10 protein-coding genes, 5 tRNA genes and 6 rRNA genes are annotated in these 26591 nt (G+C 45.8%); 15 read left to right on the top strand and 6 right to left on the bottom strand.

Annotated elements, in window-relative coordinates:
- The first annotated feature begins 303 nt into the window (after window positions 1-303).
- The 5 genes from I1A42_RS15545 to rrf (I1A42_RS15525) all read left to right on the top strand — a co-directional run bounded on the left by I1A42_RS15545 (window position 304) and on the right by rrf (I1A42_RS15525) (window position 5507).
- Window positions 304-1856, top strand: a 16S ribosomal RNA gene (locus I1A42_RS15545).
- Between the two features lie 61 nt (window positions 1857-1917).
- Window positions 1918-1994 (top strand) — tRNA-Ile (locus I1A42_RS15540).
- Between the two features lie 27 nt (window positions 1995-2021).
- Window positions 2022-2097 (top strand) — tRNA-Ala (locus I1A42_RS15535).
- A 290-nt stretch (window positions 2098-2387) separates the two neighbouring features.
- A 23S ribosomal RNA gene (locus I1A42_RS15530) occupies window positions 2388-5276 on the top strand.
- A 115-nt stretch (window positions 5277-5391) separates the two neighbouring features.
- Window positions 5392-5507, top strand: a 5S ribosomal RNA gene (rrf, locus tag I1A42_RS15525).
- The 16S, 23S and 5S rRNA genes sit together here with 2 tRNA genes alongside, the layout of an rRNA operon.
- Window positions 5508-5686: 179 nt before the next feature.
- Here the strand turns inward: rrf (I1A42_RS15525) and I1A42_RS15520 are convergent.
- Window positions 5687-8044: a phosphatase PAP2 family protein gene (locus I1A42_RS15520; RefSeq protein WP_196123980.1), complete on the bottom strand. Its 2358-nt coding sequence runs from the start codon at window positions 8042-8044 to the stop codon at window positions 5687-5689.
- Between the two features lie 659 nt (window positions 8045-8703).
- Here I1A42_RS15520 and I1A42_RS15515 point away from each other — a divergent pair.
- From I1A42_RS15515 to I1A42_RS15490, 6 genes are all read left to right on the top strand, one after another.
- A 16S ribosomal RNA gene (locus I1A42_RS15515) occupies window positions 8704-10256 on the top strand.
- Window positions 10257-10317: 61 nt separating this feature from the next.
- Window positions 10318-10394 (top strand) — tRNA-Ile (locus I1A42_RS15510).
- A 27-nt stretch (window positions 10395-10421) separates the two neighbouring features.
- Window positions 10422-10497: transfer RNA gene (locus I1A42_RS15505), tRNA-Ala, on the top strand.
- Between the two features lie 290 nt (window positions 10498-10787).
- A 23S ribosomal RNA gene (locus tag I1A42_RS15500) occupies window positions 10788-13676 on the top strand.
- A 115-nt stretch (window positions 13677-13791) separates the two neighbouring features.
- A 5S ribosomal RNA gene (rrf, locus tag I1A42_RS15495) occupies window positions 13792-13907 on the top strand.
- A 52-nt stretch (window positions 13908-13959) separates the two neighbouring features.
- A tRNA-Asp gene (locus I1A42_RS15490) sits at window positions 13960-14036 on the top strand.
- A gap of 252 nt (window positions 14037-14288) precedes the next feature.
- On the opposite strand, the gene add is transcribed toward I1A42_RS15490, so the two are convergent.
- The 4 genes from add to glnA all read right to left on the bottom strand — a co-directional run bounded on the left by add (window position 14289) and on the right by glnA (window position 19761).
- Window positions 14289-15293, bottom strand: coding sequence for an adenosine deaminase (gene add / locus I1A42_RS15485; RefSeq protein WP_196123979.1), 1005 nt, complete (start codon window positions 15291-15293; stop codon window positions 14289-14291).
- A gap of 202 nt (window positions 15294-15495) precedes the next feature.
- The gene (glnG, locus tag I1A42_RS15480; RefSeq protein ID WP_161157261.1) at window positions 15496-16899 is read right to left on the bottom strand and encodes a nitrogen regulation protein NR(I); all 1404 of its coding nucleotides are present in this window, start codon (window positions 16897-16899) and stop codon (window positions 15496-15498) included.
- A gap of 32 nt (window positions 16900-16931) precedes the next feature.
- Window positions 16932-17981 carry a nitrogen regulation protein NR(II) gene (glnL, locus tag I1A42_RS15475; protein WP_161157260.1) on the bottom strand — a complete coding sequence of 350 codons (1050 nt, stop codon included), beginning with the start codon at window positions 17979-17981 and terminating at the stop codon, window positions 16932-16934.
- 370 nt (window positions 17982-18351) lie between these two features.
- Window positions 18352-19761, bottom strand: coding sequence for a glutamate--ammonia ligase (glnA, locus tag I1A42_RS15470; RefSeq protein ID WP_196123978.1), 1410 nt, complete (start codon window positions 19759-19761; stop codon window positions 18352-18354).
- A gap of 513 nt (window positions 19762-20274) precedes the next feature.
- Here glnA and typA point away from each other — a divergent pair.
- The 4 genes from typA (at window position 20275) to I1A42_RS15450 (ending at window position 24660) form a co-directional block, all read left to right on the top strand.
- The gene (gene typA, locus I1A42_RS15465) at window positions 20275-22104 is read left to right on the top strand and encodes a translational GTPase TypA (RefSeq protein WP_161157258.1); all 1830 of its coding nucleotides are present in this window, start codon (window positions 20275-20277) and stop codon (window positions 22102-22104) included.
- A 210-nt stretch (window positions 22105-22314) separates the two neighbouring features.
- On the top strand, window positions 22315-23223 hold the full coding sequence (locus I1A42_RS15460) for a virulence factor BrkB family protein (protein WP_161157257.1): 909 nt from the start codon (window positions 22315-22317) through the stop codon (window positions 23221-23223).
- A complete protein-coding gene (gene dtd / locus I1A42_RS15455) occupies window positions 23195-23629 on the top strand; it encodes a D-aminoacyl-tRNA deacylase (RefSeq protein WP_161157256.1) in 435 nt (144 codons plus the stop codon). The genes I1A42_RS15460 and dtd overlap by 29 nt, the downstream gene beginning before the upstream one ends.
- A gap of 104 nt (window positions 23630-23733) precedes the next feature.
- Entirely contained in the window at window positions 23734-24660 is a 927-nt protein-coding gene (locus I1A42_RS15450; protein WP_196123977.1) for a bifunctional GNAT family N-acetyltransferase/hotdog fold thioesterase, read from the top strand.
- A gap of 30 nt (window positions 24661-24690) precedes the next feature.
- Here the strand turns inward: I1A42_RS15450 and I1A42_RS15445 are convergent, their stop codons facing one another.
- Entirely contained in the window at window positions 24691-26571 is a 1881-nt protein-coding gene (locus tag I1A42_RS15445) for an AsmA family protein (protein ID WP_196123976.1), read from the bottom strand.
- Between the last annotated feature and the right edge of the window lie 20 nt (window positions 26572-26591).

Below are 26591 nucleotides of genomic sequence, written 5' to 3'. Positions count from 1 at the left end.
CTTGCTTACAAAGTAAGCAAGTCACCATAAAGCTTTAAAAAAGATTAAAGTTTTATGTTGACTTTCAAAGTGGGTAGCGTAATATACGCGTCCTGCCTAAGTGCTAACGCACTGAAAGCAAAGCTCTTTAACAATTTAAACCTATCAATCTGTGTGGGCACTCGTTGATGATAATCAAATGAGAAACTTCGGTTTCCAATTGGTTTCAATGAACTGAGTGACCAATCAAGACCTCGGTCTTGGCACAGTCAATTCAACATTACTTAGTAATGTATTCAGTATTCATTGAGCCACAAAAAACTTTAATTGAAGAGTTTGATCATGGCTCAGATTGAACGCTGGCGGCAGGCCTAACACATGCAAGTCGAGCGGAAACGAGTTAACTGAACCTTCGGGGGACGTTAACGGCGTCGAGCGGCGGACGGGTGAGTAATGCCTGGGAAATTGCCCTGATGTGGGGGATAACCATTGGAAACGATGGCTAATACCGCATAATAGCTTCGGCTCAAAGAGGGGGACCTTCGGGCCTCTCGCGTCAGGATATGCCCAGGTGAGATTAGCTAGTTGGTGAGGTAAGAGCTCACCAAGGCGACGATCTCTAGCTGGTCTGAGAGGATGATCAGCCACACTGGAACTGAGACACGGTCCAGACTCCTACGGGAGGCAGCAGTGGGGAATATTGCACAATGGGCGCAAGCCTGATGCAGCCATGCCGCGTGTATGAAGAAGGCCTTCGGGTTGTAAAGTACTTTCAGCAGTGAGGAAGGTGGTGAGATTAATAGTCTCATCATTTGACGTTAGCTGCAGAAGAAGCACCGGCTAACTCCGTGCCAGCAGCCGCGGTAATACGGAGGGTGCGAGCGTTAATCGGAATTACTGGGCGTAAAGCGCATGCAGGTGGTCTGTTAAGTCAGATGTGAAAGCCCGGGGCTTAACCTCGGAATAGCATTTGAAACTGGCAGGCTAGAGTACTGTAGAGGGGGGTAGAATTTCAGGTGTAGCGGTGAAATGCGTAGAGATCTGAAGGAATACCAGTGGCGAAGGCGGCCCCCTGGACAGATACTGACACTCAGATGCGAAAGCGTGGGGAGCAAACAGGATTAGATACCCTGGTAGTCCACGCCGTAAACGATGTCTACTTGGAGGTTGTGGCCTTGAGCCGTGGCTTTCGGAGCTAACGCGTTAAGTAGACCGCCTGGGGAGTACGGTCGCAAGATTAAAACTCAAATGAATTGACGGGGGCCCGCACAAGCGGTGGAGCATGTGGTTTAATTCGATGCAACGCGAAGAACCTTACCTACTCTTGACATCCAGAGAACTTTCCAGAGATGGATTGGTGCCTTCGGGAACTCTGAGACAGGTGCTGCATGGCTGTCGTCAGCTCGTGTTGTGAAATGTTGGGTTAAGTCCCGCAACGAGCGCAACCCTTATCCTTGTTTGCCAGCGAGTCATGTCGGGAACTCCAGGGAGACTGCCGGTGATAAACCGGAGGAAGGTGGGGACGACGTCAAGTCATCATGGCCCTTACGAGTAGGGCTACACACGTGCTACAATGGCGCATACAGAGGGCGGCCAACTTGCGAAAGTGAGCGAATCCCAAAAAGTGCGTCGTAGTCCGGATTGGAGTCTGCAACTCGACTCCATGAAGTCGGAATCGCTAGTAATCGTAGATCAGAATGCTACGGTGAATACGTTCCCGGGCCTTGTACACACCGCCCGTCACACCATGGGAGTGGGCTGCAAAAGAAGCAGGTAGTTTAACCTTCGGGGGGACGCTTGCCACTTTGTGGTTCATGACTGGGGTGAAGTCGTAACAAGGTAGCGCTAGGGGAACCTGGCGCTGGATCACCTCCTTAACGATAAGATTATTGCGATGAGTGTTCACACAGATTGATACGGTTTAATAGAGCACCTAGTGGGTCTGTAGCTCAGGTGGTTAGAGCGTTCGCCTGATAAGCGAGAGGTCGGTGGTTCGAGTCCACTCAGACCCACCAATTCTTCTTTAGAAGAACAATACCGATGGGGCTATAGCTCAGCTGGGAGAGCGCCTGCCTTGCACGCAGGAGGTCTGCGGTTCGATCCCGCATAGCTCCACCATCTTTAAGCACATTTGCTTAAGTGTTCTTAAAAATGGTGATTTTCGTAAGAAAACACATTGCTCTTTAACAATTTGGAAAGCTGACAAAACATTCTTTTAGAATGTTTGTAAAAGTTCTCAATTATCTATCAATGATAGATAACCAACACACATTCAAGTGTTCTTGGGAAACTTACTTTTTAAGTAAGTATTCAAAATTGAGTCCGGCAATATCGAGTCTGCAACATGTATAAAAATGCAGACAACCTTGGTGACTTGTTCATCAACTCAAAACTTTTTTGGGTTGTATGGTTAAGTGACTAAGCGTACACGGTGGATGCCTTGGCAGTCAGAGGCGATGAAGGACGTACTAACTTGCGATAAGCGTAGATGAGGCAGTAAGAGCCACTTGAATCTACGATGTCCGAATGGGGAAACCCAACTGCATAAGCAGTTATCTTTAACTGAATACATAGGTTAAAGAGGCGAACCGGGAGAACTGAAACATCTAAGTATCCCGAGGAAAAGAAATCAACCGAGATTCTGGTAGTAGCGGCGAGCGAAACCGGATTAGCCCTTAAGCCATTTATGCGTCAGGTGAAGTGTCTGGAAAGGCACGCGATACCGGGTGATAGCCCCGTAACCGTTAACGTATTTGTGGTGAAATCGAGTAAGGCGGGACACGTGATATCCTGTCTGAATATGGGGGGACCATCCTCCAAGGCTAAATACTCCTGACTGACCGATAGTGAACCAGTACCGTGAGGGAAAGGCGAAAAGAACCCCTGTGAGGGGAGTGAAATAGAACCTGAAACCGTGTACGTACAAGCAGTAGGAGCCTCTTTATGGGGTGACTGCGTACCTTTTGTATAATGGGTCAGCGACTTATATTCAGTGGCAAGGTTAACCGTTTAGGGGAGCCGTAGCGAAAGCGAGTCTTAACTGGGCGCCCAGTCTCTGGATATAGACCCGAAACCGAGTGATCTAGCCATGGGCAGGTTGAAGGTTGAGTAACATCAACTGGAGGACCGAACCGACTAATGTTGAAAAATTAGCGGATGACCTGTGGCTAGGGGTGAAAGGCCAATCAAACTCGGAGATAGCTGGTTCTCCCCGAAAGCTATTTAGGTAGCGCCTCGGACGAATACTACTGGGGGTAGAGCACTGTTAAGGCTAGGGGGTCATCCCGACTTACCAACCCTTTGCAAACTCCGAATACCAGTAAGTACTATCCGGGAGACACACGGCGGGTGCTAACGTCCGTCGTGGAGAGGGAAACAACCCAGACCGCCAGCTAAGGTCCCAAATTACAGCTAAGTGGGAAACGATGTGGGAAGGCTTAGACAGCTAGGATGTTGGCTTAGAAGCAGCCATCATTTAAAGAAAGCGTAATAGCTCACTAGTCGAGTCGGCCTGCGCGGAAGATGTAACGGGGCTAAGTTGTAAACCGAAGCTGCGGCAATGCCTTTTAGGTATTGGGTAGGGGAGCGTTCTGTAAGCCGTTGAAGGTGGATTGTAAAGTCTGCTGGAGGTATCAGAAGTGCGAATGCTGACATGAGTAACGATAATGGGGGTGAAAAACCTCCACGCCGGAAGACCAAGGGTTCCTGTCCAACGTTAATCGGGGCAGGGTAAGTCGACCCCTAAGGCGAGGCTGAAAAGCGTAGTCGATGGGAAACGGGTTAATATTCCCGTACTTCTTACAATTGCGATGGGGGGACGGAGAAGGCTAGGTGGGCCTGGCGACGGTCGTCCAGGTTCAAGTGCGTAGGCTTGGAAATTAGGTAAATCCGGTTTCCTTTAAGGCCGAGACACGATGTCGAGTCACTAAGGTGATGAAGTCATTGATGCCATGCTTCCAGGAAAAGCCTCTAAGCTTCAGATTGTAAGGAATCGTACCCCAAACCGACACAGGTGGTCGGGTAGAGAATACCAAGGCGCTTGAGAGAACTCGGGTGAAGGAACTAGGCAAAATGGTACCGTAACTTCGGGAGAAGGTACGCTCTTGACGGTGAAGAGATTTACTCTTGGAGCTATTGAGAGTCGCAGATACCAGGTGGCTGCAACTGTTTATTAAAAACACAGCACTGTGCAAAATCGTAAGATGACGTATACGGTGTGACGCCTGCCCGGTGCCGGAAGGTTAATTGATGCTGTTAGAGGTAACTCGAAGCGGTTGATCGAAGCCCCGGTAAACGGCGGCCGTAACTATAACGGTCCTAAGGTAGCGAAATTCCTTGTCGGGTAAGTTCCGACCTGCACGAATGGCGTAATGATGGCCACGCTGTCTCCACCCGAGACTCAGTGAAATTGAAATCGCTGTGAAGATGCAGTGTACCCGCGGCTAGACGGAAAGACCCCGTGAACCTTTACTACAGCTTGGCACTGAACATTGAGCCTACATGTGTAGGATAGGTGGGAGGCTATGAAGCAGTCACGCTAGTGATTGTGGAGCCGACCTTGAAATACCACCCTTGTATGTTTGATGTTCTAACTTGGCCCCATTATCTGGGGTGAGGACAGTGCCTGGTGGGTAGTTTGACTGGGGCGGTCTCCTCCCAAAGAGTAACGGAGGAGCACGAAGGTGGGCTAATCACGGTTGGACATCGTGAGGTTAGTGCAATGGCATAAGCCCGCTTGACTGCGAGAATGACAATTCGAGCAGGTGCGAAAGCAGGTCATAGTGATCCGGTGGTTCTGAATGGAAGGGCCATCGCTCAACGGATAAAAGGTACTCCGGGGATAACAGGCTGATACCGCCCAAGAGTTCATATCGACGGCGGTGTTTGGCACCTCGATGTCGGCTCATCACATCCTGGGGCTGAAGTCGGTCCCAAGGGTATGGCTGTTCGCCATTTAAAGTGGTACGCGAGCTGGGTTTAGAACGTCGTGAGACAGTTCGGTCCCTATCTGCCGTGGGCGTTGGAAGATTGAAGGGGGCTGCTCCTAGTACGAGAGGACCGGAGTGGACGAACCTCTGGTGTTCGGGTTGTGTCGCCAGACGCATTGCCCGGTAGCTAAGTTCGGAATCGATAACCGCTGAAAGCATCTAAGCGGGAAGCGAGCCCTGAGATGAGTCTTCCCTGGCGCTATAAGCGTCCTAAAGGGTTGTTCGAGACTAGAACGTTGATAGGCAGGGTGTGTAAGCGTTGTGAGGCGTTGAGCTAACCTGTACTAATGGCCCGTGAGACTTAACCATACAACACCAAAAAGGTTTTGTATCGGACTCGATATAGAGACACACTTGATTGTGTAGAGAACGACAGCTTTCTGAATTAATTGTTGCTGCGATAGCGGTAACAACAAAGAATTTGCTTGGCGACCATAGCATTTTGGACCCACCTGATCCCATGCCGAACTCAGAAGTGAAACGAAATCGCGCCGATGGTAGTGTGGGGCTTCCCCATGTGAGAGTAGGTCATCGCCAGGCTTTAATTTAAAGAGACCCAGCCTAATGGCTGGGTTTTTTGCTTTCTACCTTTCCGAACTTCTTATCTTTATCTGATTTTCCCCAATCTAGAAAAATGGCTATGGATTTTCTATGCCTAATTGTATGTATAGAGCATTAGGCTCGATAAAAAGCATTGGTTCTTCGGTACTTTTATTGTTTTATAGAGTACCGCTATCTGGAGTGATGGTTACGCGAACTGTTGAGTCATTGTAATTGACGGACACCGAGTAATCACTGTTTCCCTCTGTATCTACTACCGTTACATTATCTGTGTCATAAGTACCATAAATGCCGCCAGCTGACATGATCGTATAGGTCGTTGCAGAATTCAGCGCAGGCACGGTTAAGCTTAATAAGCCTCCATCGATGAAGATGCCATTATCGGCACTAATCTTTGCATTATCTGCGAGGTTCAATGATAAAGAGCCAGCCTCTTGAACATAGTCAGATACAGATAATGTGCCATGCGAGCTATCTGATGCACCTTTCTCTATTGCAACTGTCAATGTCCCCGCATTTTGATAAACGGTATAAGTACCAAATGCTGTTTGAGATGCAGCAACGAGCTCCCCTTCGGTTAAATAGGTGCCACCGGTATAAGAGTTATTTCCTTCTAGAGATAGTGTCCCTGTGCCTGATTTTTTCAAGCGACCGACTCCGGAAATATCATTACGCCAGCGGTCGTATTGACTAAAACCACCATCAGAAGCATCCATATCGACATTGACATCGCCATTAAAGGCACTATATCCATCGGCGGCATCAACGAGGTTAATTCGTCCCCAACCGCGGGATTCATTAATAACAGGGTAGTTAGAATCTATTTCGGTTGTTGCAAGAACAGCACGGCGTTGAGCAGCGGTTAGATAGGGTTGGCGACTTTTAAGCAGCACTTCGGCACCTTTAGGTACTTCAGGATCTGCACTGGGTTCATCCAGTTTAGTAAAGCCATAGGTCATGTATTTTTTATAGGTTTCTTTTATGGTGTCATGATCGCTGTAGTCATCACTATATTCACTGTCATCACACGTATCATCTTGTACACAATTGGCGAAATCAATAATCGATTCAAACCCTGCGTCACTGGCCTTTTCTTCGAAGTACGAGTTGGCTTGGTTAAGCGCAAGAGCTGCAGCATCGGCGTTGTTATATAAGACGGCAGCAGTTGCGGCAGTACCAAATATACGCCCTCCGATTACGTCAAGCGGGGAGTGCATTCCAACCACAATACGGTTTTCACCTAGATCGGCTGAGCGAGCGACCATCTGTGAGAATCGTGATGGTATGGCATAGGCTAACCCTAATCCTCGGTCAAATGCTTCTGCAGTATGGCCACTTGGGAAAGCACCATCTTTAGCGCGCGATGAGTAATAGGCCGAGATAGAAAGTCCATCGTCCATCGCTTCACTGTATTCTTTATTATTTGTACCATCAGAGGCATAGATTTGACGGCCTGCACAGATAAGTGCAGTGATGGGGTGTAGCAATGCTGTATCATCACTTCCGGTATCAGGGTCGGTGGTTTCATAGTATTTTGTCGTTTCAGTAGTGTCGTCTGCCCCTACACATGTTGGTGCATAGAGCGTACTATCTGCAAATGCGGTATCAACAGCGACTGAATCTGAATCAACACTACTGTCAGATGTCCCACCATCAGTAAAATCTAGGATGCCGTAACTAGTATTAATGCGCCAAGGGCGTGGAGACAGAAAATGATATTTGGCTGGCTCTGTTGATACACCGTAATTTTTAATGACGTCTAATAGATCGACTAGATATCCAAGATCACCATTTTCTTCAGAACCGTAAGTACCATAATTTGTTGCGAGTGATCCGTAACCTTGGTCGCTATCCCAAAGAGTCCCAGAATCGATATCAATAGTGTAAGAAGTAGAAGCATCGGTTTGCACATCAATAGTCCCCTCATCTGCATCATTGATACTATATGGAGAGGTTGAATTTGCCGCATTGCGATAAATATTCGCTAAAGGCCCTAATCCTGATGTGATACTAAAGCCTTTTTCTCGCTGATCATCTAAATAGGCATGGACTAAAACTGAAGGAGAAGTACGGTCTAGATCTGGTGATGTTTCCCCGGGTTCTGTTAATGTTGCTACATAGTCATAGTTTTCTTGCCACACCGTGTCGTTGAGGATATGAGCGTTGGAGAAATTAACGACTGAAAAAATCTCGCTTGTTGAATTAGTTGCGGACGTCCCATCTTCCCAATCTGATTGACCCATTAAATAAATATCATCAAACCCGCTTAAGATTTGAAGCATTGGGTTGGTATCTTCTGAAAAGCCTGTCGAATCAGCTATGTTATTGGTGGCAAGGTTATCGACAATGGTTAATTCATTACCGGTTAGGGTCGGTTCCGCTACAGTTTGTTCGTATGAGACACCAGCTGGAACTCCAGGATTAGAATAAGTCGTATTTTGATCATAGCAAGCCGTTAATACTGCACTTGCAACTATGGGTAATGTTAATGCGAAAGGGTTATGTATTCGGAGCATAATAAATTGTTTCCTTACATTAAATGTTTAGGTCTTAATGACCAGAGCTCGGAAACTAGCAATTTATTATGATCACCGAATGACATATGAATGACTCAAATATGAACATCATGCGTTTCATTCTGATGATTAATTTGTTCGTTATTTAGGTAATAAAAACATAAAAGAGAATATGATATCGGGGGCGTCCAAAACAATCTTAGAATTAAATATCCATTTCTTTGCCATAAAAATAGGAGTTTAGTGGATAAAAACAGCGTTATGGCGTTAAAGTGAACAAACGAATCGTTTTTTTATAAAAAAGTAAGATTTGGTCTTGCCAAGTTTTAAGAACTCCCTATAATGCGCCCTCACTGACACGGCAGACGCCACAAGGCTTCAGCGGTTCAGTAAGAGGATAAGACGCTCGAATGAGAAAGTTGAAAAAAGTGTTTGACACTGACAACGAAATCGCTAGAATGCACCTCCGCTTTGAGAGAAAACTCTTGAAAAGCAAGCTCTTTAACAACTTAAACCTATCAATCTGTGTGGGCACTCGTTGATGATAATCAAATGAGAAGCTTCGGTTTCCAATTGGTTTCAATGAACTGAGTGACCAATCAAGACTTCGGTCTTGGCACAGTCAATTTATTCAGTATTCATTGAGCCACAAAAAACTTTAATTGAAGAGTTTGATCATGGCTCAGATTGAACGCTGGCGGCAGGCCTAACACATGCAAGTCGAGCGGCAGCGACATAAACAAACCTTCGGGGGCGTCTATGGGCGGCGAGCGGCGGACGGGTGAGTAATGCCTGGGAAATTGCCCTGATGTGGGGGATAACCATTGGAAACGATGGCTAATACCGCATAATAGCTTCGGCTCAAAGAGGGGGACCTTCGGGCCTCTCGCGTCAGGATATGCCCAGGTGAGATTAGCTAGTTGGTGAGGTAAGAGCTCACCAAGGCGACGATCTCTAGCTGGTCTGAGAGGATGATCAGCCACACTGGAACTGAGACACGGTCCAGACTCCTACGGGAGGCAGCAGTGGGGAATATTGCACAATGGGCGCAAGCCTGATGCAGCCATGCCGCGTGTATGAAGAAGGCCTTCGGGTTGTAAAGTACTTTCAGCAGTGAGGAAGGTGGTGAGATTAATAGTCTCATCATTTGACGTTAGCTGCAGAAGAAGCACCGGCTAACTCCGTGCCAGCAGCCGCGGTAATACGGAGGGTGCGAGCGTTAATCGGAATTACTGGGCGTAAAGCGCATGCAGGTGGTCTGTTAAGTCAGATGTGAAAGCCCGGGGCTTAACCTCGGAATAGCATTTGAAACTGGCAGGCTAGAGTACTGTAGAGGGGGGTAGAATTTCAGGTGTAGCGGTGAAATGCGTAGAGATCTGAAGGAATACCAGTGGCGAAGGCGGCCCCCTGGACAGATACTGACACTCAGATGCGAAAGCGTGGGGAGCAAACAGGATTAGATACCCTGGTAGTCCACGCCGTAAACGATGTCTACTTGGAGGTTGTGGCCTTGAGCCGTGGCTTTCGGAGCTAACGCGTTAAGTAGACCGCCTGGGGAGTACGGTCGCAAGATTAAAACTCAAATGAATTGACGGGGGCCCGCACAAGCGGTGGAGCATGTGGTTTAATTCGATGCAACGCGAAGAACCTTACCTACTCTTGACATCCAGAGAACTTTCCAGAGATGGATTGGTGCCTTCGGGAACTCTGAGACAGGTGCTGCATGGCTGTCGTCAGCTCGTGTTGTGAAATGTTGGGTTAAGTCCCGCAACGAGCGCAACCCTTATCCTTGTTTGCCAGCGAGTCATGTCGGGAACTCCAGGGAGACTGCCGGTGATAAACCGGAGGAAGGTGGGGACGACGTCAAGTCATCATGGCCCTTACGAGTAGGGCTACACACGTGCTACAATGGCGCATACAGAGGGCGGCCAACTTGCGAAAGTGAGCGAATCCCAAAAAGTGCGTCGTAGTCCGGATTGGAGTCTGCAACTCGACTCCATGAAGTCGGAATCGCTAGTAATCGTAGATCAGAATGCTACGGTGAATACGTTCCCGGGCCTTGTACACACCGCCCGTCACACCATGGGAGTGGGCTGCAAAAGAAGCAGGTAGTTTAACCTTCGGGGGGACGCTTGCCACTTTGTGGTTCATGACTGGGGTGAAGTCGTAACAAGGTAGCGCTAGGGGAACCTGGCGCTGGATCACCTCCTTAACGATAAGATTATTGCGATGAGTGTTCACACAGATTGATACGGTTTAATAGAGCACCTAGTGGGTCTGTAGCTCAGGTGGTTAGAGCGTTCGCCTGATAAGCGAGAGGTCGGTGGTTCGAGTCCACTCAGACCCACCAATTCTTCTTTAGAAGAACAATACCGATGGGGCTATAGCTCAGCTGGGAGAGCGCCTGCCTTGCACGCAGGAGGTCTGCGGTTCGATCCCGCATAGCTCCACCATCTTTAAGCACATTTGCTTAAGTGTTCTTAAAAATGGTGATTTTCGTAAGAAAACACATTGCTCTTTAACAATTTGGAAAGCTGACAAAACATTCTTTTAGAATGTTTGTAAAAGTTCTCAATTATCTATCAATGATAGATAACCAACACACATTCAAGTGTTCTTGGGAAACTTACTTTTTAAGTAAGTATTCAAAATTGAGTCCGGCAATATCGAGTCTGCAACATGTATAAAAATGCAGACAACCTTGGTGACTTGTTCATCAACTCAAAACTTTTTTGGGTTGTATGGTTAAGTGACTAAGCGTACACGGTGGATGCCTTGGCAGTCAGAGGCGATGAAGGACGTACTAACTTGCGATAAGCGTAGATGAGGCAGTAAGAGCCACTTGAATCTACGATGTCCGAATGGGGAAACCCAACTGCATAAGCAGTTATCTTTAACTGAATACATAGGTTAAAGAGGCGAACCGGGAGAACTGAAACATCTAAGTATCCCGAGGAAAAGAAATCAACCGAGATTCTGGTAGTAGCGGCGAGCGAAACCGGATTAGCCCTTAAGCCATTTATGCGTCAGGTGAAGTGTCTGGAAAGGCACGCGATACCGGGTGATAGCCCCGTAACCGTTAACGTATTTGTGGTGAAATCGAGTAAGGCGGGACACGTGATATCCTGTCTGAATATGGGGGGACCATCCTCCAAGGCTAAATACTCCTGACTGACCGATAGTGAACCAGTACCGTGAGGGAAAGGCGAAAAGAACCCCTGTGAGGGGAGTGAAATAGAACCTGAAACCGTGTACGTACAAGCAGTAGGAGCCTCTTTATGGGGTGACTGCGTACCTTTTGTATAATGGGTCAGCGACTTATATTCAGTGGCAAGGTTAACCGTTTAGGGGAGCCGTAGCGAAAGCGAGTCTTAACTGGGCGCTCAGTCTCTGGATATAGACCCGAAACCGAGTGATCTAGCCATGGGCAGGTTGAAGGTTGAGTAACATCAACTGGAGGACCGAACCGACTAATGTTGAAAAATTAGCGGATGACCTGTGGCTAGGGGTGAAAGGCCAATCAAACTCGGAGATAGCTGGTTCTCCCCGAAAGCTATTTAGGTAGCGCCTCGGACGAATACTACTGGGGGTAGAGCACTGTTAAGGCTAGGGGGTCATCCCGACTTACCAACCCTTTGCAAACTCCGAATACCAGTAAGTACTATCCGGGAGACACACGGCGGGTGCTAACGTCCGTCGTGGAGAGGGAAACAACCCAGACCGCCAGCTAAGGTCCCAAATTACAGCTAAGTGGGAAACGATGTGGGAAGGCTTAGACAGCTAGGATGTTGGCTTAGAAGCAGCCATCATTTAAAGAAAGCGTAATAGCTCACTAGTCGAGTCGGCCTGCGCGGAAGATGTAACGGGGCTAAGTTGTAAACCGAAGCTGCGGCAATGCCTTTTAGGTATTGGGTAGGGGAGCGTTCTGTAAGCCGTTGAAGGTGGATTGTAAAGTCTGCTGGAGGTATCAGAAGTGCGAATGCTGACATGAGTAACGATAATGGGGGTGAAAAACCTCCACGCCGGAAGACCAAGGGTTCCTGTCCAACGTTAATCGGGGCAGGGTAAGTCGACCCCTAAGGCGAGGCTGAAAAGCGTAGTCGATGGGAAACGGGTTAATATTCCCGTACTTCTTACAATTGCGATGGGGGGACGGAGAAGGCTAGGTGGGCCTGGCGACGGTCGTCCAGGTTCAAGTGCGTAGGCTTGGAAATTAGGTAAATCCGGTTTCCTTTAAGGCCGAGACACGATGTCGAGTCACTAAGGTGATGAAGTCATTGATGCCATGCTTCCAGGAAAAGCCTCTAAGCTTCAGATTGTAAGGAATCGTACCCCAAACCGACACAGGTGGTCGGGTAGAGAATACCAAGGCGCTTGAGAGAACTCGGGTGAAGGAACTAGGCAAAATGGTACCGTAACTTCGGGAGAAGGTACGCTCTTGACGGTGAAGAGATTTACTCTTGGAGCTATTGAGAGTCGCAGATACCAGGTGGCTGCAACTGTTTATTAAAAACACAGCACTGTGCAAAATCGTAAGATGACGTATACGGTGTGACGCCTGCCCGGTGCCGGAAGGTTAATTGATGCTGTTAGAGGTAACTCGAAGCGGTTGATCGAAGCCCCGGTAAACGGCGGCCGTAACTATAACGGTCCTAAGGTAGCGAAATTCCTTGTCGGGTAAGTTCCGACCTGCACGAATGGCGTAATGATGGCCACGCTGTCTCCACCCGAGACTCAGTGAAATTGAAATCGCTGTGAAGATGCAGTGTACCCGCGGCTAGACGGAAAGACCCCGTGAACCTTTACTACAGCTTGGCACTGAACATTGAGCCTACATGTGTAGGATAGGTGGGAGGCTATGAAGCAGTCACGCTAGTGATTGTGGAGCCGACCTTGAAATACCACCCTTGTATGTTTGATGTTCTAACTTGGCCCCATTATCTGGGGTGAGGACAGTGCCTGGTGGGTAGTTTGACTGGGGCGGTCTCCTCCCAAAGAGTAACGGAGGAGCACGAAGGTGGGCTAATCACGGTTGGACATCGTGAGGTTAGTGCAATGGCATAAGCCCGCTTGACTGCGAGAATGACAATTCGAGCAGGTGCGAAAGCAGGTCATAGTGATCCGGTGGTTCTGAATGGAAGGGCCATCGCTCAACGGATAAAAGGTACTCCGGGGATAACAGGCTGATACCGCCCAAGAGTTCATATCGACGGCGGTGTTTGGCACCTCGATGTCGGCTCATCACATCCTGGGGCTGAAGTCGGTCCCAAGGGTATGGCTGTTCGCCATTTAAAGTGGTACGCGAGCTGGGTTTAGAACGTCGTGAGACAGTTCGGTCCCTATCTGCCGTGGGCGTTGGAAGATTGAAGGGGGCTGCTCCTAGTACGAGAGGACCGGAGTGGACGAACCTCTGGTGTTCGGGTTGTGTCGCCAGACGCATTGCCCGGTAGCTAAGTTCGGAATCGATAACCGCTGAAAGCATCTAAGCGGGAAGCGAGCCCTGAGATGAGTCTTCCCTGGCGCTATAAGCGTCCTAAAGGGTTGTTCGAGACTAGAACGTTGATAGGCAGGGTGTGTAAGCGTTGTGAGGCGTTGAGCTAACCTGTACTAATGGCCCGTGAGACTTAACCATACAACACCAAAAAGGTTTTGTATCGGACTCGATATAAGAGACACACTTGGATTGTGTGAGAACGACAGCTTTCTGAATTAATTGTTGCTGCGTAGCGGTAACAACAAAGAATTTGCTTGGCGACCATAGCATTTTGGACCCACCTGATCCCATGCCGAACTCAGAAGTGAAACGAAATCGCGCCGATGGTAGTGTGGGGCTTCCCCATGTGAGAGTAGGTCATCGCCAGGCTTTAATTTAAACGGTAGAGTGTTAGACACTTTACGGTAAAAACCAGTTTCGCGGAGCGGTAGTTCAGCTGGTTAGAATACCGGCCTGTCACGCCGGGGGTCGCGGGTTCGAATCCCGTCCGTTCCGCCACTTAGTTTTGAAGCCTCAATCGAAAGATTGAGGCTTTTTTGTTTTGGCTATTTGGAACTGAGCGTGTTGCTGGTTAGCATTGCCGTGGGACGAATCCCGGTTGCCCGCAACCCCGGCCGGTCCGCACTGAGTTTTGAAGCCCTGAACGAAAGTTCGGGGCTTTTTTGTTTTGGTTATTTGGGACAAATCTCGGTTGAGTTGAAATAGGTAAAGAAAAAGCCGCTAATGCGGCTTCTTCGTGATGTATCAAAGTTAAATACGTTTTACTGCTATCGCTTTAAGAGCGTTCTTTTCGCTTTCGGATAAGAAAGAAAGCTCAAGGCCGTTGATTTGTGCCTGACGAATTTGAGAATCTGTTAATCCAGCTTGGGGGGCTGCAAATTCATATTCATGAGGAAGCTCTATGCCCTCTACGGCTGGATCATCAGTATTTAGACAAGCAAGTATGCCGTGGTCGAGAAATGCTTTAACAGGGTGTTCTGCGAGGCTTACAACGGTACTCGTTTGAATGTTGGAGGTTAAGCAAGATTCAATACCAATTTTATGTTCAGCTAGAAAATCCATTAGACGCGGATCTTCTATCGCCTTAACTCCGTGACCAATACGCACTGCTCCAAGATCATTGATTGCCTGCCACATACTTTCAGGGCCAGCAGCTTCTCCAGCGTGAACAGTTACAGCTAATCCAGCATCTTTGACTTGCTTGAAGTGTTTTACGAATAGCTCTCCGGGCTGCCCTAGTTCATCACCTGCTAGGTCAATAGCAACTAATTGGTCTCGATGAGCAAGCAAACCATCTAATTCTTGCTGACATGCCTCGGTACCAAATGTACGACTTAAGATACCAATGAGGTTACATTTAATACCAAAGTCGCGCTGACCTGCTTTAACGCCATCAATAACTGCAGCAACAACCCCTTCAATTGGTAACTTGTGTTTCATTGCCATGTAGTAGGGTGAAAAACGTAACTCGGCGTAGTCTATTTGAGCATTAAGCGCATCTTCGACATTCTCATACGCAATTCGACGACAGGCGTCTAAATCCCCGAGTACAGCAACCCCCCAATCTAATTTGGATAAAAAGGCGACCAGTGACGGTTCTGTTTCTACGACTTGTACGTGTGGTGTCAGTCCTGCAATATCAGAAGCAGGTAATTGAATACCAAATTGTTGGCCAAGTTCTAGGATCGTGCTGGTACGAATATTTCCATCTAAGTGGCGGTGAATATCCGTAAGAGGGAGATCTTTATTAATCATTATTTGAGTATCCTGGTCGATATTTTGGCTAAGTATAAAAACCTAACGATTAGATGTCAGCCTTGTTTGCAAAAATATCTATAACGAGGATTTATGAAAATGAGGATTGTGACGACTTTATATTAAGAATAACAATTAGATAGTTATAAAGTATGCTTGGATAGATAAGCTGTCTACCAGTTATTGGTAGACAGCCCATTGATCAGTAAAGTTCTTTTAGTTTGCGAGTTAGAGTATTACGACCCCAACCCAGAACTTTGGCAGCATCTTGTTTATGACCGTTGGTATGGTTTAAGGCTGCTTCAAGTAGAATACGTTCAAACTCGGGTAAAGCATAAGAAAGAATGTCAGTTTCACCTGAGGCTAGCGCTGATTTCGCCCAGGCTTCTAGCTGTTTTTGCCATGTGTTATCACCTTCAAAATCGACGTTTTTCTTTTCAGAAAGTAATTCAGATGGTAAATCACTAGGTAAAACCTCAGAACCTGTTGCCATCACTGTAAGCCAGCGACACATGTTTTCAAGCTGACGCACGTTTCCTGGCCAGTCTAAGCGAGTTAGAATCTCTAACGTCTTAGGCTGCAGTGTTTTCATCTCAACACCGAGTTCATCGGCAGCCATAGCCAAAAAGTGTTTAGCTAATTTTTCTATATCTTGGCGCCGTTCTCGCAGTGCAGGAATTTGAATACGAATTACGTTCAATCGATGGAATAAATCCTCACGGAATTTTCCTTGGTGAACCAACTTTTCCAAATTCTGGTGGGTTGCGGCCACAATACGAACATCTACTTTAATTGCAGAATGCCCCCCAACACGATAGAACTGACCATCCGCAAGGACACGTAATAAGCGTGTTTGAATATCTAGGGGCATATCTCCTATTTCATCAAGAAACAGTGTGCCACCGTTCGCTTGCTCAAAACGGCCTTGGCGGACATTATTTGCACCGGTAAACGCCCCTTTTTCATGACCAAATAATTCTGATTCGATCAAGTCTTTAGGAATCGCTGCCATATTCAAAGCAATAAATGGCTTTTGTGCTCTTGGGCTATGGCGATGTAAGGCATGTGCGACTAGCTCTTTACCAGTCCCGGATTCGCCATTAATAAGTACAGATATGGATGAACGTGACAAACGACCGATCGCACGAAACACCTCTTGCATCGCTGGTGCTTCACCAATGATTTCTGGTGCGTCATCTTTATAAGCTAAATGCTGTGAGTGTTCTTTGCGTTGTTCTTGCCCATGGGAAATTGCGCGCTCAACTAGCGTTAGCGTTTCATCAACGTCAAAAGGTTTAGGCAGATATTCGAAAGCGCCTTGTTGATAAGCATTAACTGCAGCATCTAGGTCTGAGTGAGCTGTCATGATAATGATAGGTAGCTCAGGTGAGCGGGAATGTACTTGGTTAAGGAGTTCAAGCCCATCGATACCCGGCATACGGATGTCTGAAACGAGAACATCTGGAGTCTCTCGTTCTAGAGCCATTAAGACACTTTCCGCATCTGAGAACGTTTCACACTTGATATTCGCAGAAGAAAGGGTTTTTTCCATGACCCAACGAATTGAGCTGTCGTCGTCTACAACCCATACGTATCCTTTACTCATAATTTAATTCCTTAATATCAAACCGATCACGTTCATTGAATCGGTAAATAAATGGTAAACGTGGTTCTTCCAGGCCAACTTTCCACATCAATTTTTCCGTTGTGCTGATCTATGAGGTTTTGGGAAATGGATAATCCAAGTCCAGAACCTCCGTCTCTGCCGCTTACCATGGGATAAAACAGAGTATCTTGTAATTCAGTTGGTATACCAGGTCCGTTATCAATGATTTCTATACGAGCGACCAACTTATGCCGTTGGCCATGAATATTGGCTTGATGTACGGTACGAGTTCTTAATGTAATAATGCCATGCGGTTGATGCGCTAATATTTGCGCTGCATTACTTACTATGTTGAGTAGCGCCTGCTCAATTTGATCAGTGTCCATTAAGATATCAGGAAGACTTGGATCGTAATCTCTTTCTATAATCAAATCGGCGTTCGCTTCCAGCTCGACAAGTTGACGTACTTTCTCCAAGATTTGATGTAAGTTCTCTGATTTCTTTTTTCCAGGCTTTTGTGGGCCAAGAAGGCGGTCCACAAGCGCTCGTAATCTATCTGCCTGCTCGATGATAATCTGTGTGTATTCAGTGAGACTTTGATCCGGTAGCATTCTTTCCAGAAGCTGCGCAGCGCCCCTTAGTCCACCAAGCGGGTTTTTTATTTCATGAGCCAACCCTCGCACTAACAACTTTGCAGCTTGTTGTTGAGCGTGTTGGTTTAGTTCTTGTGTTAAACGGCGTTGTTGACCTATCTTGCGCATCTCAACAAGCAGCATGAGTTCTTTTTTCCAAGACAATGGGCTAACAGTTACCTCTAACATTAGAGGTTTACCATCGACGACAAATGTCACATCACTATCGGTAATGCTCTGGCCACTTTGAAGGGGCTGAGATAGTAATGCTAAATCCATGGAAGCGTGTTGGATTAGCTTTGAGATAGGTTGGTTAATAATTCGTTTAGCACTCTGTGAAAATAATTGCTCAGCAGATGGGTTGGCGTAACGAACACACAATGATTCATCCAGCATCAAAGTGGCAGTCACTATATTATCTATAATGGTTTGGCTTAATTCAGCGTCCACAGTATTTTCCTTTACCCATGTTCCGAAATGATGCATTGCACTAATATTGTGCATTGTAGCATCTGTTATGTCGCAGAAAAATTAGTCATTAGGCTAATAACGCCCCGAGAGAGAATGCGTATGCGCACAAACTGGGCTTTTTTGTGTTTTGCAGTAAGCAAATGCACCATAACGAAGAGTAACAATGCAATAAGCTTGCCGCTTCCACCAGTTTAATCTGCTCGATAGGTATTTATTGACACAAATGGCACAGAACACACCGTTTTGGTGCTTATTGCACTATCGTGTAGAAGAAATGAGAAAATATGATTTAGAAAAAGAAAGACCTGCCCAAGGGCAGGTCTTTGAAGTCTTTGATAAGACGAGACGATTATACAGAGTAGTATAGTTCGAATTCTACTGGAGAAGTTGTCATGCGAACTTTAGTAACATCTTCTGATTTCAAGTTGATGTAAGAATCAATGAAGTCGTCAGAGAATACACCGCCAGCAGTTAAGAATTCACGGTCTGCATCAAGAGCTTTAAGTGCGATTTCAAAGCTTTCTGCAACTTGTGGGATTTCTGCTGCTTCTTCTGCAGGTAGATCGTACAAGTCTTTATCCATTGCATCCCCAGGGTGAATCTTGTTCTTGATACCGTCAAGACCAGCCATTAGCAATGCAGAGAATGCTAGGTATGGGTTAGCTGTTGGATCTGGGAAACGAACTTCGATACGACGTGCTTTAGGGCTTGGTACCACTGGGATACGGATAGAAGCAGAACGGTTACGTGCTGAGTAAGCAAGCATAACTGGCGCTTCAAAGCCTGGTACAAGACGTTTGTATGAGTTAGTTGATGCGTTAGCAAATGCGTTGATTGCACGCGCGTGTTTGATAACACCACCGATGTAGTAAAGTGCTGTTTCAGAAAGACCGCCGTACTTATCACCAGCAAATAGGTTCACACCGTCTTTTGCAAGAGATTGGTGAACGTGCATACCAGAACCGTTGTCACCAACTAGTGGTTTAGGCATGAATGTCGCTGTTTTACCAAATGCGTGAGCAACGTTGTGAACAACGTATTTGTAGATTTGGATTTCGTCAGCTTTTGTAGTCATTGTGTTGAAACGAGTTGCGATTTCGTTTTGACCAGCAGTTGCTACTTCGTGGTGGTGAGCTTCAACAACAAGACCCATTTCTTCCATGATTAGACACATAGCAGAACGGATGTCTTGTGAAGAGTCAACTGGTGCTACTGGGAAGTAACCACCTTTAACGCCTGGACGGTGACCTTTGTTACCATCTTCGTATTCAGTACCAGTGTTCCATACAGCTTCGATGTCATCGATTTTGTAGAAAGAACCTGACATGTCAGAAGAGAAACGAACGTCGTCAAATAGGAAGAATTCTGGTTCTGGACCTACAAGAACAGTATCTGCAATACCAGTTGAACGCATGTACTCTTCAGCGCGTTTTGCAATTGAACGAGGGTCGCGATCGTAACCTTGCATTGTTGCAGGTTCTAGAATGTCACAACGAATGTTTACTGTTGCGTCTTCTGTGAATGGGTCAAGCACAGCTGATGATGCATCTGGCATCATAACCATGTCTGATTCGTTAATACCTTTCCAGCCAGCAACTGAAGAACCATCGAACATTTTTCCTTCTTCGAAGAAGTCTGCGTCGACTTGATGAGCTGGGATAGATACGTGTTGTTCTTTACCTTTCGTATCGGTGAAGCGTAAGTCAACAAACTTTACTTCGTTTTCTTGGATCAGCGATAGAACATTTTCTACTGACATCTTGGATAACCTCCAGTGTTAAAATAGCGGTTGGGGCTCGAATCTATATGAGAATGGCTATGAAATTTGCCTTGCCCATTTGAAAATCGATGATATTCAGCTAAAAGCTAGATCCGTGCCAGAAAATTAAGTCCTTGATTTTCAATGCTTTAGTCAGATGGTGTCTCGTTTTGGTGCTATCAATTGCACTAAAATGATCCCAACTTGCACTCATATGGTGCGGTGTGCGATTGCTGTGCACCAATTTTAACCAATTGAGGTACTATTCAGCCTATATCTTGTTCGTATGTCAATCGACAATTGACTGATAAAGCGGTGAATTTGTTTTACATCAAGTTGGGAAAGGTTCTTATTTTGAGGACTAAATAAGAAAAATAACGGTAATAGATCACATATTCCTAGGTTTTTCGCTAAAATCTGGTACATTATGGCCGTTTTTTTAACCAAGCTCTGACCTCGATTACGGCATGGTGTCGTAAAGGGTCATTTGTGTAATTAAGTGAAGCAAAATCCATGGCTACTCCACAAATTGAAAAACTAAGAAACATCGCGATCATCGCTCACGTTGACCACGGTAAAACCACTCTTGTTGACAAGCTACTACAACAGTCAGGCACGTTAGAGTCTCGCGGTGAAGTTGAAGAGCGTGTCATGGACTCGAATGACATCGAAAAAGAGCGTGGCATTACAATCCTAGCGAAAAATACTGCTATCAATTGGAATGACTACCGTATCAATATCGTTGACACTCCTGGACACGCAGACTTCGGTGGTGAAGTTGAACGCATTATGTCAATGGTAGACTCTGTTCTTCTTATCGTTGATGCCGTTGATGGTCCGATGCCTCAAACTCGTTTTGTAACGCAAAAAGCGTTCGACCACGGTTTGAAACCAATCGTTGTAATCAACAAAATTGACCGTCCTGGTGCGCGCCCTGATTGGGTTATGGACCAAGTGTTCGATCTATTTGACAATCTTGGTGCAACTGACGAACAGCTTGATTTCCAAGTGGTATATGCATCAGCACTAAACGGTTGGGCAAGCACAGAAGAAGGCGTGACTGGCGAGAACATGGAACCATTGTTCCAAACTATCGTTGACGTTGTTTCTGCACCAGACGTCGATCCTAACGGCGCACTACAAATGCAGGTCTCTCAGCTTGATTATAGCGCGTACGTTGGCGTTATCGGTGTTGGTCGTGTAACTCGCGGTACAGTAAAACCTAACCAACAAGTTACTATTGTTTCTGCAGATGGCAGCAAACGTAACGGTAAAGTTGGTACTGTTCTTGGTTACCTAGGCTTGCAACGTTTTGAAGATGAACAAGCAACAGCGGGTGACATCGTTGCCATCACTGGTCTTGGTGAACTAAAAATCTCTGATACGATCTGTGATGTAAACACCGTTGAAGCGCTACCTGAACTGACTGTTGATGAACCAACAGTAACAATGACTTTCCAAGTAAACACTTCACCGTTTGCTGGTAAAGAAGGTAAGTTCGTAACTTCACGTAACATTCTTGAACGTCTAGAAAAAGAATTAGTTCATAACGTAGCGTTGCGTGTTGAACAAACTGATGATCCAGACCGTTTCCGCGTTTCTGGTCGTGGTGAACTTCACCTATCAATCCTGATCGAAAACATGCGTCGTGAAGGTTTTGAACTAGCAGTATCTCGTCCTGAAGTTATCTTGAAAACAGTTGACGGCCAGTTGATGGAACCGTTTGAAACTGTGACTATCGATGTATTAGATGAGCACCAAGGTGGCATCATGGAAAGCATCGGTCTTCGTAAAGGTGAACTGAAAGACATGTCTCCAGATGGTAAAGGCCGCGTTCGTCTAGACTTCGTAATGCCTTCGCGTGGTTTAATCGGTTTCCAAACTGAGTTCATGACTCTGACTTCAGGTTCTGGTTTGCTATATCATACTTTTGATCACTATGGTGCTCACAAAGGTGGTGATATCGGTCAACGTAAGAACGGCGTATTAATCTCGAACGCAACAGGTAAAGCGTTAACTTACGCTCTATTTAACCTTCAAGAGCGTGGTCGTCTATTTGCTGAGCACGGTGATGAAGTGTACGAAGGTCAAATTGTGGGTATCCACAGCCGTTCAAACGACCTAACAGTTAACTGTCTGAAAGGTAAACAGCTAACCAACGTTCGTGCATCTGGTACTGATGAAGCTCAGGTTCTAACACCTGCAATCAAATACACTCTAGAGCAAGCTCTTGAGTTTATCGATGACGATGAATTGGTTGAAGTAACACCTGAAAGCATCCGTATTCGTAAGAAGTTCCTAACAGAAAACGACCGTAAACGCGCTTATCGTAGCGGTAAGTAATCGAATCGTTCTCTGAATTAGTCAGCGAATCTAATCCAAAAGCCTCCGTTTAACGGGGGCTTTTTTGTGCCTGCTGGTTTTGGGCTGTTTGTCTTTATTGAGCCTAACGTTCAATGTGAACCAAGTGCTCGACATTGGAAACTCTCTCCACATCTCGCCTTAGTTTCTATTAGAATGAGACTAATGATAAGTTATTAATATAAGGGTGCTATGCGTTCCTACCAGTATCTTCTTCCCCAATCTCTGCGATACTTTCGCTATTTAGGTGAGCGGATGAGTCATGACAGAATCAATGTTACGGCCGGGTATCTTGCTTATATCACGCTCATTTCAATTGTGCCCATGTTAACGGTATTAGTATCGATTTTGTCCTCTTTTACTGTGTTTGAAAATGTAGGAGATGTGATACAAGATTTTGTTATTACGCACTTTGTTCCCACTGCTGGAGATGCAGTAAGTGTCGCTCTTAAACAGTTTGTGGCTAATACAGGAAAAATGACCATTTTTGGCAGTATGTTCTTGTTTGTTGCTGCTTTGATGCTGATATCTAATGTTGATCGTAGCCTCAACTTCATTTGGCGAGTAAAACACAAACGGCGGATGGTTTTTTCTTTTTCTATGTATTGGATGTTTTTGACTTTAGGACCGCTCTTAATTGGTGCAAGTATTGCTTTGAGTTCCTACGTAACATCTCTCAAGCTGCTAGAAAATGAAACGTTAACGGGAGCCTATAATTTATTCTTGCGCTGGCTACCGGTTATTCTCTCTTTTCTCGCATTCGTGGTACTGTACTTGTTAGTTCCGAATAAAAAGGTACGCCTGCATCATGCATTTACTGGTGCTATTGCTGCTGCTTTACTGTTTGAGCTAAGCAAAAAAGGATTTGCCATATACATTACTCAATTTCCTTCCTATCAATTAATTTACGGGGCATTAGCTGCTATTCCCATTCTGTTTGTTTGGGTGTATTTATGCTGGGTTATTGTGCTGGTGGGCGCTGAAATTACCGCTTCATTGGGTGAACGTGAGCATTGGCAAGAGCCTGATCATGATAATCAATATTTAGACGAAAAATCAGAAGGAAAAGTAAGTGATAGCATTAATTCAACGAGTGAGTGAAGCTGCGGTTCGCGTTGAAGGGGAAGTGGTTGGTGAAATTCAGCAAGGATTATTGGTATTGCTGGGAGTCGAAAAGGAAGATGATGAAGCAAAAGCACAGCGATTAATGGAGCGAGTTACCACCTACCGTGTTTTCGAAGATGAACAGGGTAAAATGAACCTCAGTGTTAAAGATGTGGGAGGGAGTGTGCTAGTGGTCTCTCAATTCACATTGCCTGCAGATACTCGCAAAGGAACGCGAGCTGGGTTCTCTAAAGGTGCACACCCTGATGAGGCTCGACGATTATATGAACACTTCAGTGAGTTGTGCAGCAAGGTATTACCGACCCAGCGTGGCCGTTTTGCTGCGGATATGAAAGTTTCACTTATCAATGATGGACCGGTCACGTTCTGGTTACAGGTATAATGGACGGAATTGTTATAGTCCTGTATTAATACTCAACTGGGTACTACAAAAACGATAATACCCAATTTTTACCACTGAGATGACTGCCAGTAGGGTGGCTTTTTATGTTTAAACTTATTACGCCGAAAACGGAAAATCAGCTCAATAAGTATTTTCATTTTCGTTGGCAGATGTTGCGTGAACCTTGGCAGATGCCACAAGGGTCTGAAAAAGACGAATATGATGGTATGAGCCACCATAGAATGATTGTTGATGGGCGAGGAAGACCTATCGCAATAGGCCGTTTATATATAACACCAGATTGTGAAGGCCAAATTCGCTATATGGCAGTGAAAGCCAATCGCCGCGATAAAGGGATGGGGTCGTTGTTATTGGTCGCTCTTGAGTCATTAGCGCGCCAAGAAGGGGTAAAACGACTGGTGTGTCGCGCCCGTGAAGACGCTGTCAGCTTTTATGAAAGTAATGGATTTGAGTGTCGTGGTGAGTTAAGCCATGAACGAGGCCCTGTTCGTCATCAGCAAATGGTGAAAACAATAGACGCTATGGCCAATGTTTTGCGTAAGCCTGAATGGTGTGCTGAGCTTCAGCAGCGTTGGGAAGACAATATTCCTATTAGCGAGAAGATGGGGATAAAAATTCTTGAATATACAGGCTACCAATTTCAATGCAGTGCGCCCTTAAATCCGAATCTAAACCCACACAATACAATGTTTGCCGGCTCCGCATTTACCATGGCAACATTAACCGGTTGGGGCATGGCTTGGTTGCTGATGAAGGAACGGGGGTTAAAAGGTGATATTGTCTTAGTCGACAGTCATATTCGCTATCAACATCCGGTTTTCTCCACTCCAATTGCCTCAACATCGTTAGATGGAATCAGTGGAGATTTAGATCGCTTAGCGTCTGGTCGTAGGGCTCGAATTGTCGTGAATGTCATGATTTCTAGTGACGGTAAGGATGCTGTAGAGTTTGTAGGTACTTACATGCTAATGCCTAACTACAAAGAAACACTAAAAAAAATGCCTCATTAGGTCTGGTTTGTAGTGATTTGTATGCGTGAATTAATTTTTTCTGCATTGATTTACTTGCGTCGTGTTATGCCAAATATCAAAACTAACGGTTTGGCAGTTATCAATGTGATCGGTGAGAGTCCAAGTTCCTGCTTTAGAATCTGCTAAATCAAACGAGCCACCAAACGTTGCATCAAACCCTATTCCATCGGGTTTTATCTCTGGGATCGTGATTCTTCCACGGTCCGCTGTTAATTGCAGTTTATTCAGTTCAAAAGGCTGTGCGATGGTATGATTGTCATATTCTAGCAGTAAAGTACCTTCACGTAAGTTAGCACTTACCTTGCCATTAAGCGTGTGTTGAATGACAGCAGTGCTTCCGCCCAATCCAGAAAGCTGCATATCTGTGTCTGCTACGGCTTCAAACTTAAATGGAAGATTAATAAATTGATTCAGGATACCGATAGGGACACTATCTGTGTGTATATTCAATTGCCATGGCCCTGAATGCTGTTTAAAGTCCCATTGGGCATTGGCGTCTAGGTAGCCGTGTTCAAACGGTAAGAATGCTCTTGAGAGCTGCCAAATACCATCGTTACTATTCATTTCTAAGATGGCTTGACTGGTGCGTGTGTCACCGATACTGGCACTATTGGCCGATACTTTCAGAGAACCATTCCATAAGCCCAATTGGTTATTCTGCATGAATTGCGTATTCTGACCTTCAATGTTTAACCCCGTCAATTGCCAAAAAGGTCGTTTGGCTAATTGAATGAGTTGCAGATTATCGAGCGAGAGGTGGTCGATTGTTAATGAATGCCAATTAGGGATAGTTAAGGGCAAATCTTGCCAGTCAGATTGGTGTTCTCCGTACCATTTTAAGCCCTGAGCCGATAAATTAGTAAGATGTACATCGTTGGGAGAGATGTCTCCAGATAGTTGGATGTTACCTTGCCAAAAACCCGCACTAAAGTCGCTAACTCTGATTGTTTGTGGACTAAAATTAAGGGCTAAGTTTGGATCAACCCATTGCAGCCCATGCCAAGTCAAGGTATCTGCATGAGCAGAGACTTCTCCGGAATATGGCCAAGGTGACCCTAACTGCACATCTTCTAGAGATAAATCAGTATTAATTAGCTCAATACCTTGCCAAGAAATATTACTATTTAGTACATCCAAGCTATTGATATGGTTAATTAGGTTGGTAGGTAATGACTGAATTTTATATTGCAGTTGATTGGATACCGATTTTGATAAGTCCAGATGATTTACTGTGACATTAACTAACGACCAACCGGCTGGATACTGCTCGGCTTGGCCAGATATCTGACCGCTCCGCCAGGCAAAGGAGAAACCATAAATAGTACTGTCTTGCTGTTTATAGTCAGCATCAATCAAAAGCTGATCGAATTGTTCTCCTTGCCAATTGAGAGTTTTTGCAGACAGTTGCAACTCACCAAACGGTATCTTTTGTTGCGGCATATTCCACTGGGGATTTTTAACTTGTAGGCTCAATCCTTCAATTTGATAATCGTCTTCCGTCAGATTGATGTTATGCATCGCAAGCTGGTGGAGTATGACTGTCTGAGACCAATCAATACTAGGAAGGCGGTCAGTGATATTGGCACCATCAAGTAAAATACTGTCGATATGCCATTTTCCAGCGTAGTAAGGGTGTTGGTTTAGCCAAATATCCATTTGTGCAAATGTAATCGGCTGGTAACCAAGCTGCACTGTAGGGGCAAATAAGCGTAGATGAAAAGGGTAGTCATACTCTGCCCGTTGAAACTGGATTTTATTCGGCCAGAATAGATTGATACTCCACTGGGCTATCGGGGTAACATAGCTGGTGTTAATGAGGCCAAATAGAATGGCACCAGATAGCAACAGTATGATTAAACAAGAAAAAACAAAGGTTAGTAGCTTTTTCATAGTTCTAATAACGCCCCAAT

The organism is Vibrio nitrifigilis (genome assembly GCF_015686695.1).
Taxonomy (GTDB): Bacteria; Pseudomonadota; Gammaproteobacteria; order Enterobacterales; family Vibrionaceae; genus Vibrio; species Vibrio nitrifigilis.
Note: the sequence above shows the minus strand (reverse complement) of the source record. Positions and strands in the feature narration are given on the sequence as shown.

What these genes read in the sequence shown, in the direction of transcription:
- I1A42_RS15460 (WP_161157257.1), top strand. Translation starts at nt 22,315, where the DNA reads ATGCGTTCCTACCAGTATCTTCTTCCCCAATCTCTGCGATACTTTCGC.
- glnA (WP_196123978.1), bottom strand. Translation starts at nt 19,761, where the DNA reads ATGTCAGTAGAAAATGTTCTATCGCTGATCCAAGAAAACGAAGTAAAG.
- I1A42_RS15450 (WP_196123977.1), top strand. Translation starts at nt 23,734, where the DNA reads ATGTTTAAACTTATTACGCCGAAAACGGAAAATCAGCTCAATAAGTAT.
- typA (WP_161157258.1), top strand. Translation starts at nt 20,275, where the DNA reads ATGGCTACTCCACAAATTGAAAAACTAAGAAACATCGCGATCATCGCT.
- add (WP_196123979.1), bottom strand. Translation starts at nt 15,293, where the DNA reads ATGATTAATAAAGATCTCCCTCTTACGGATATTCACCGCCACTTAGAT.
- glnG (WP_161157261.1), bottom strand. Translation starts at nt 16,899, where the DNA reads ATGAGTAAAGGATACGTATGGGTTGTAGACGACGACAGCTCAATTCGT.
- I1A42_RS15520 (WP_196123980.1), bottom strand. Translation starts at nt 8,044, where the DNA reads ATGCTCCGAATACATAACCCTTTCGCATTAACATTACCCATAGTTGCA.
- I1A42_RS15445 (WP_196123976.1), bottom strand. Translation starts at nt 26,571, where the DNA reads ATGAAAAAGCTACTAACCTTTGTTTTTTCTTGTTTAATCATACTGTTG.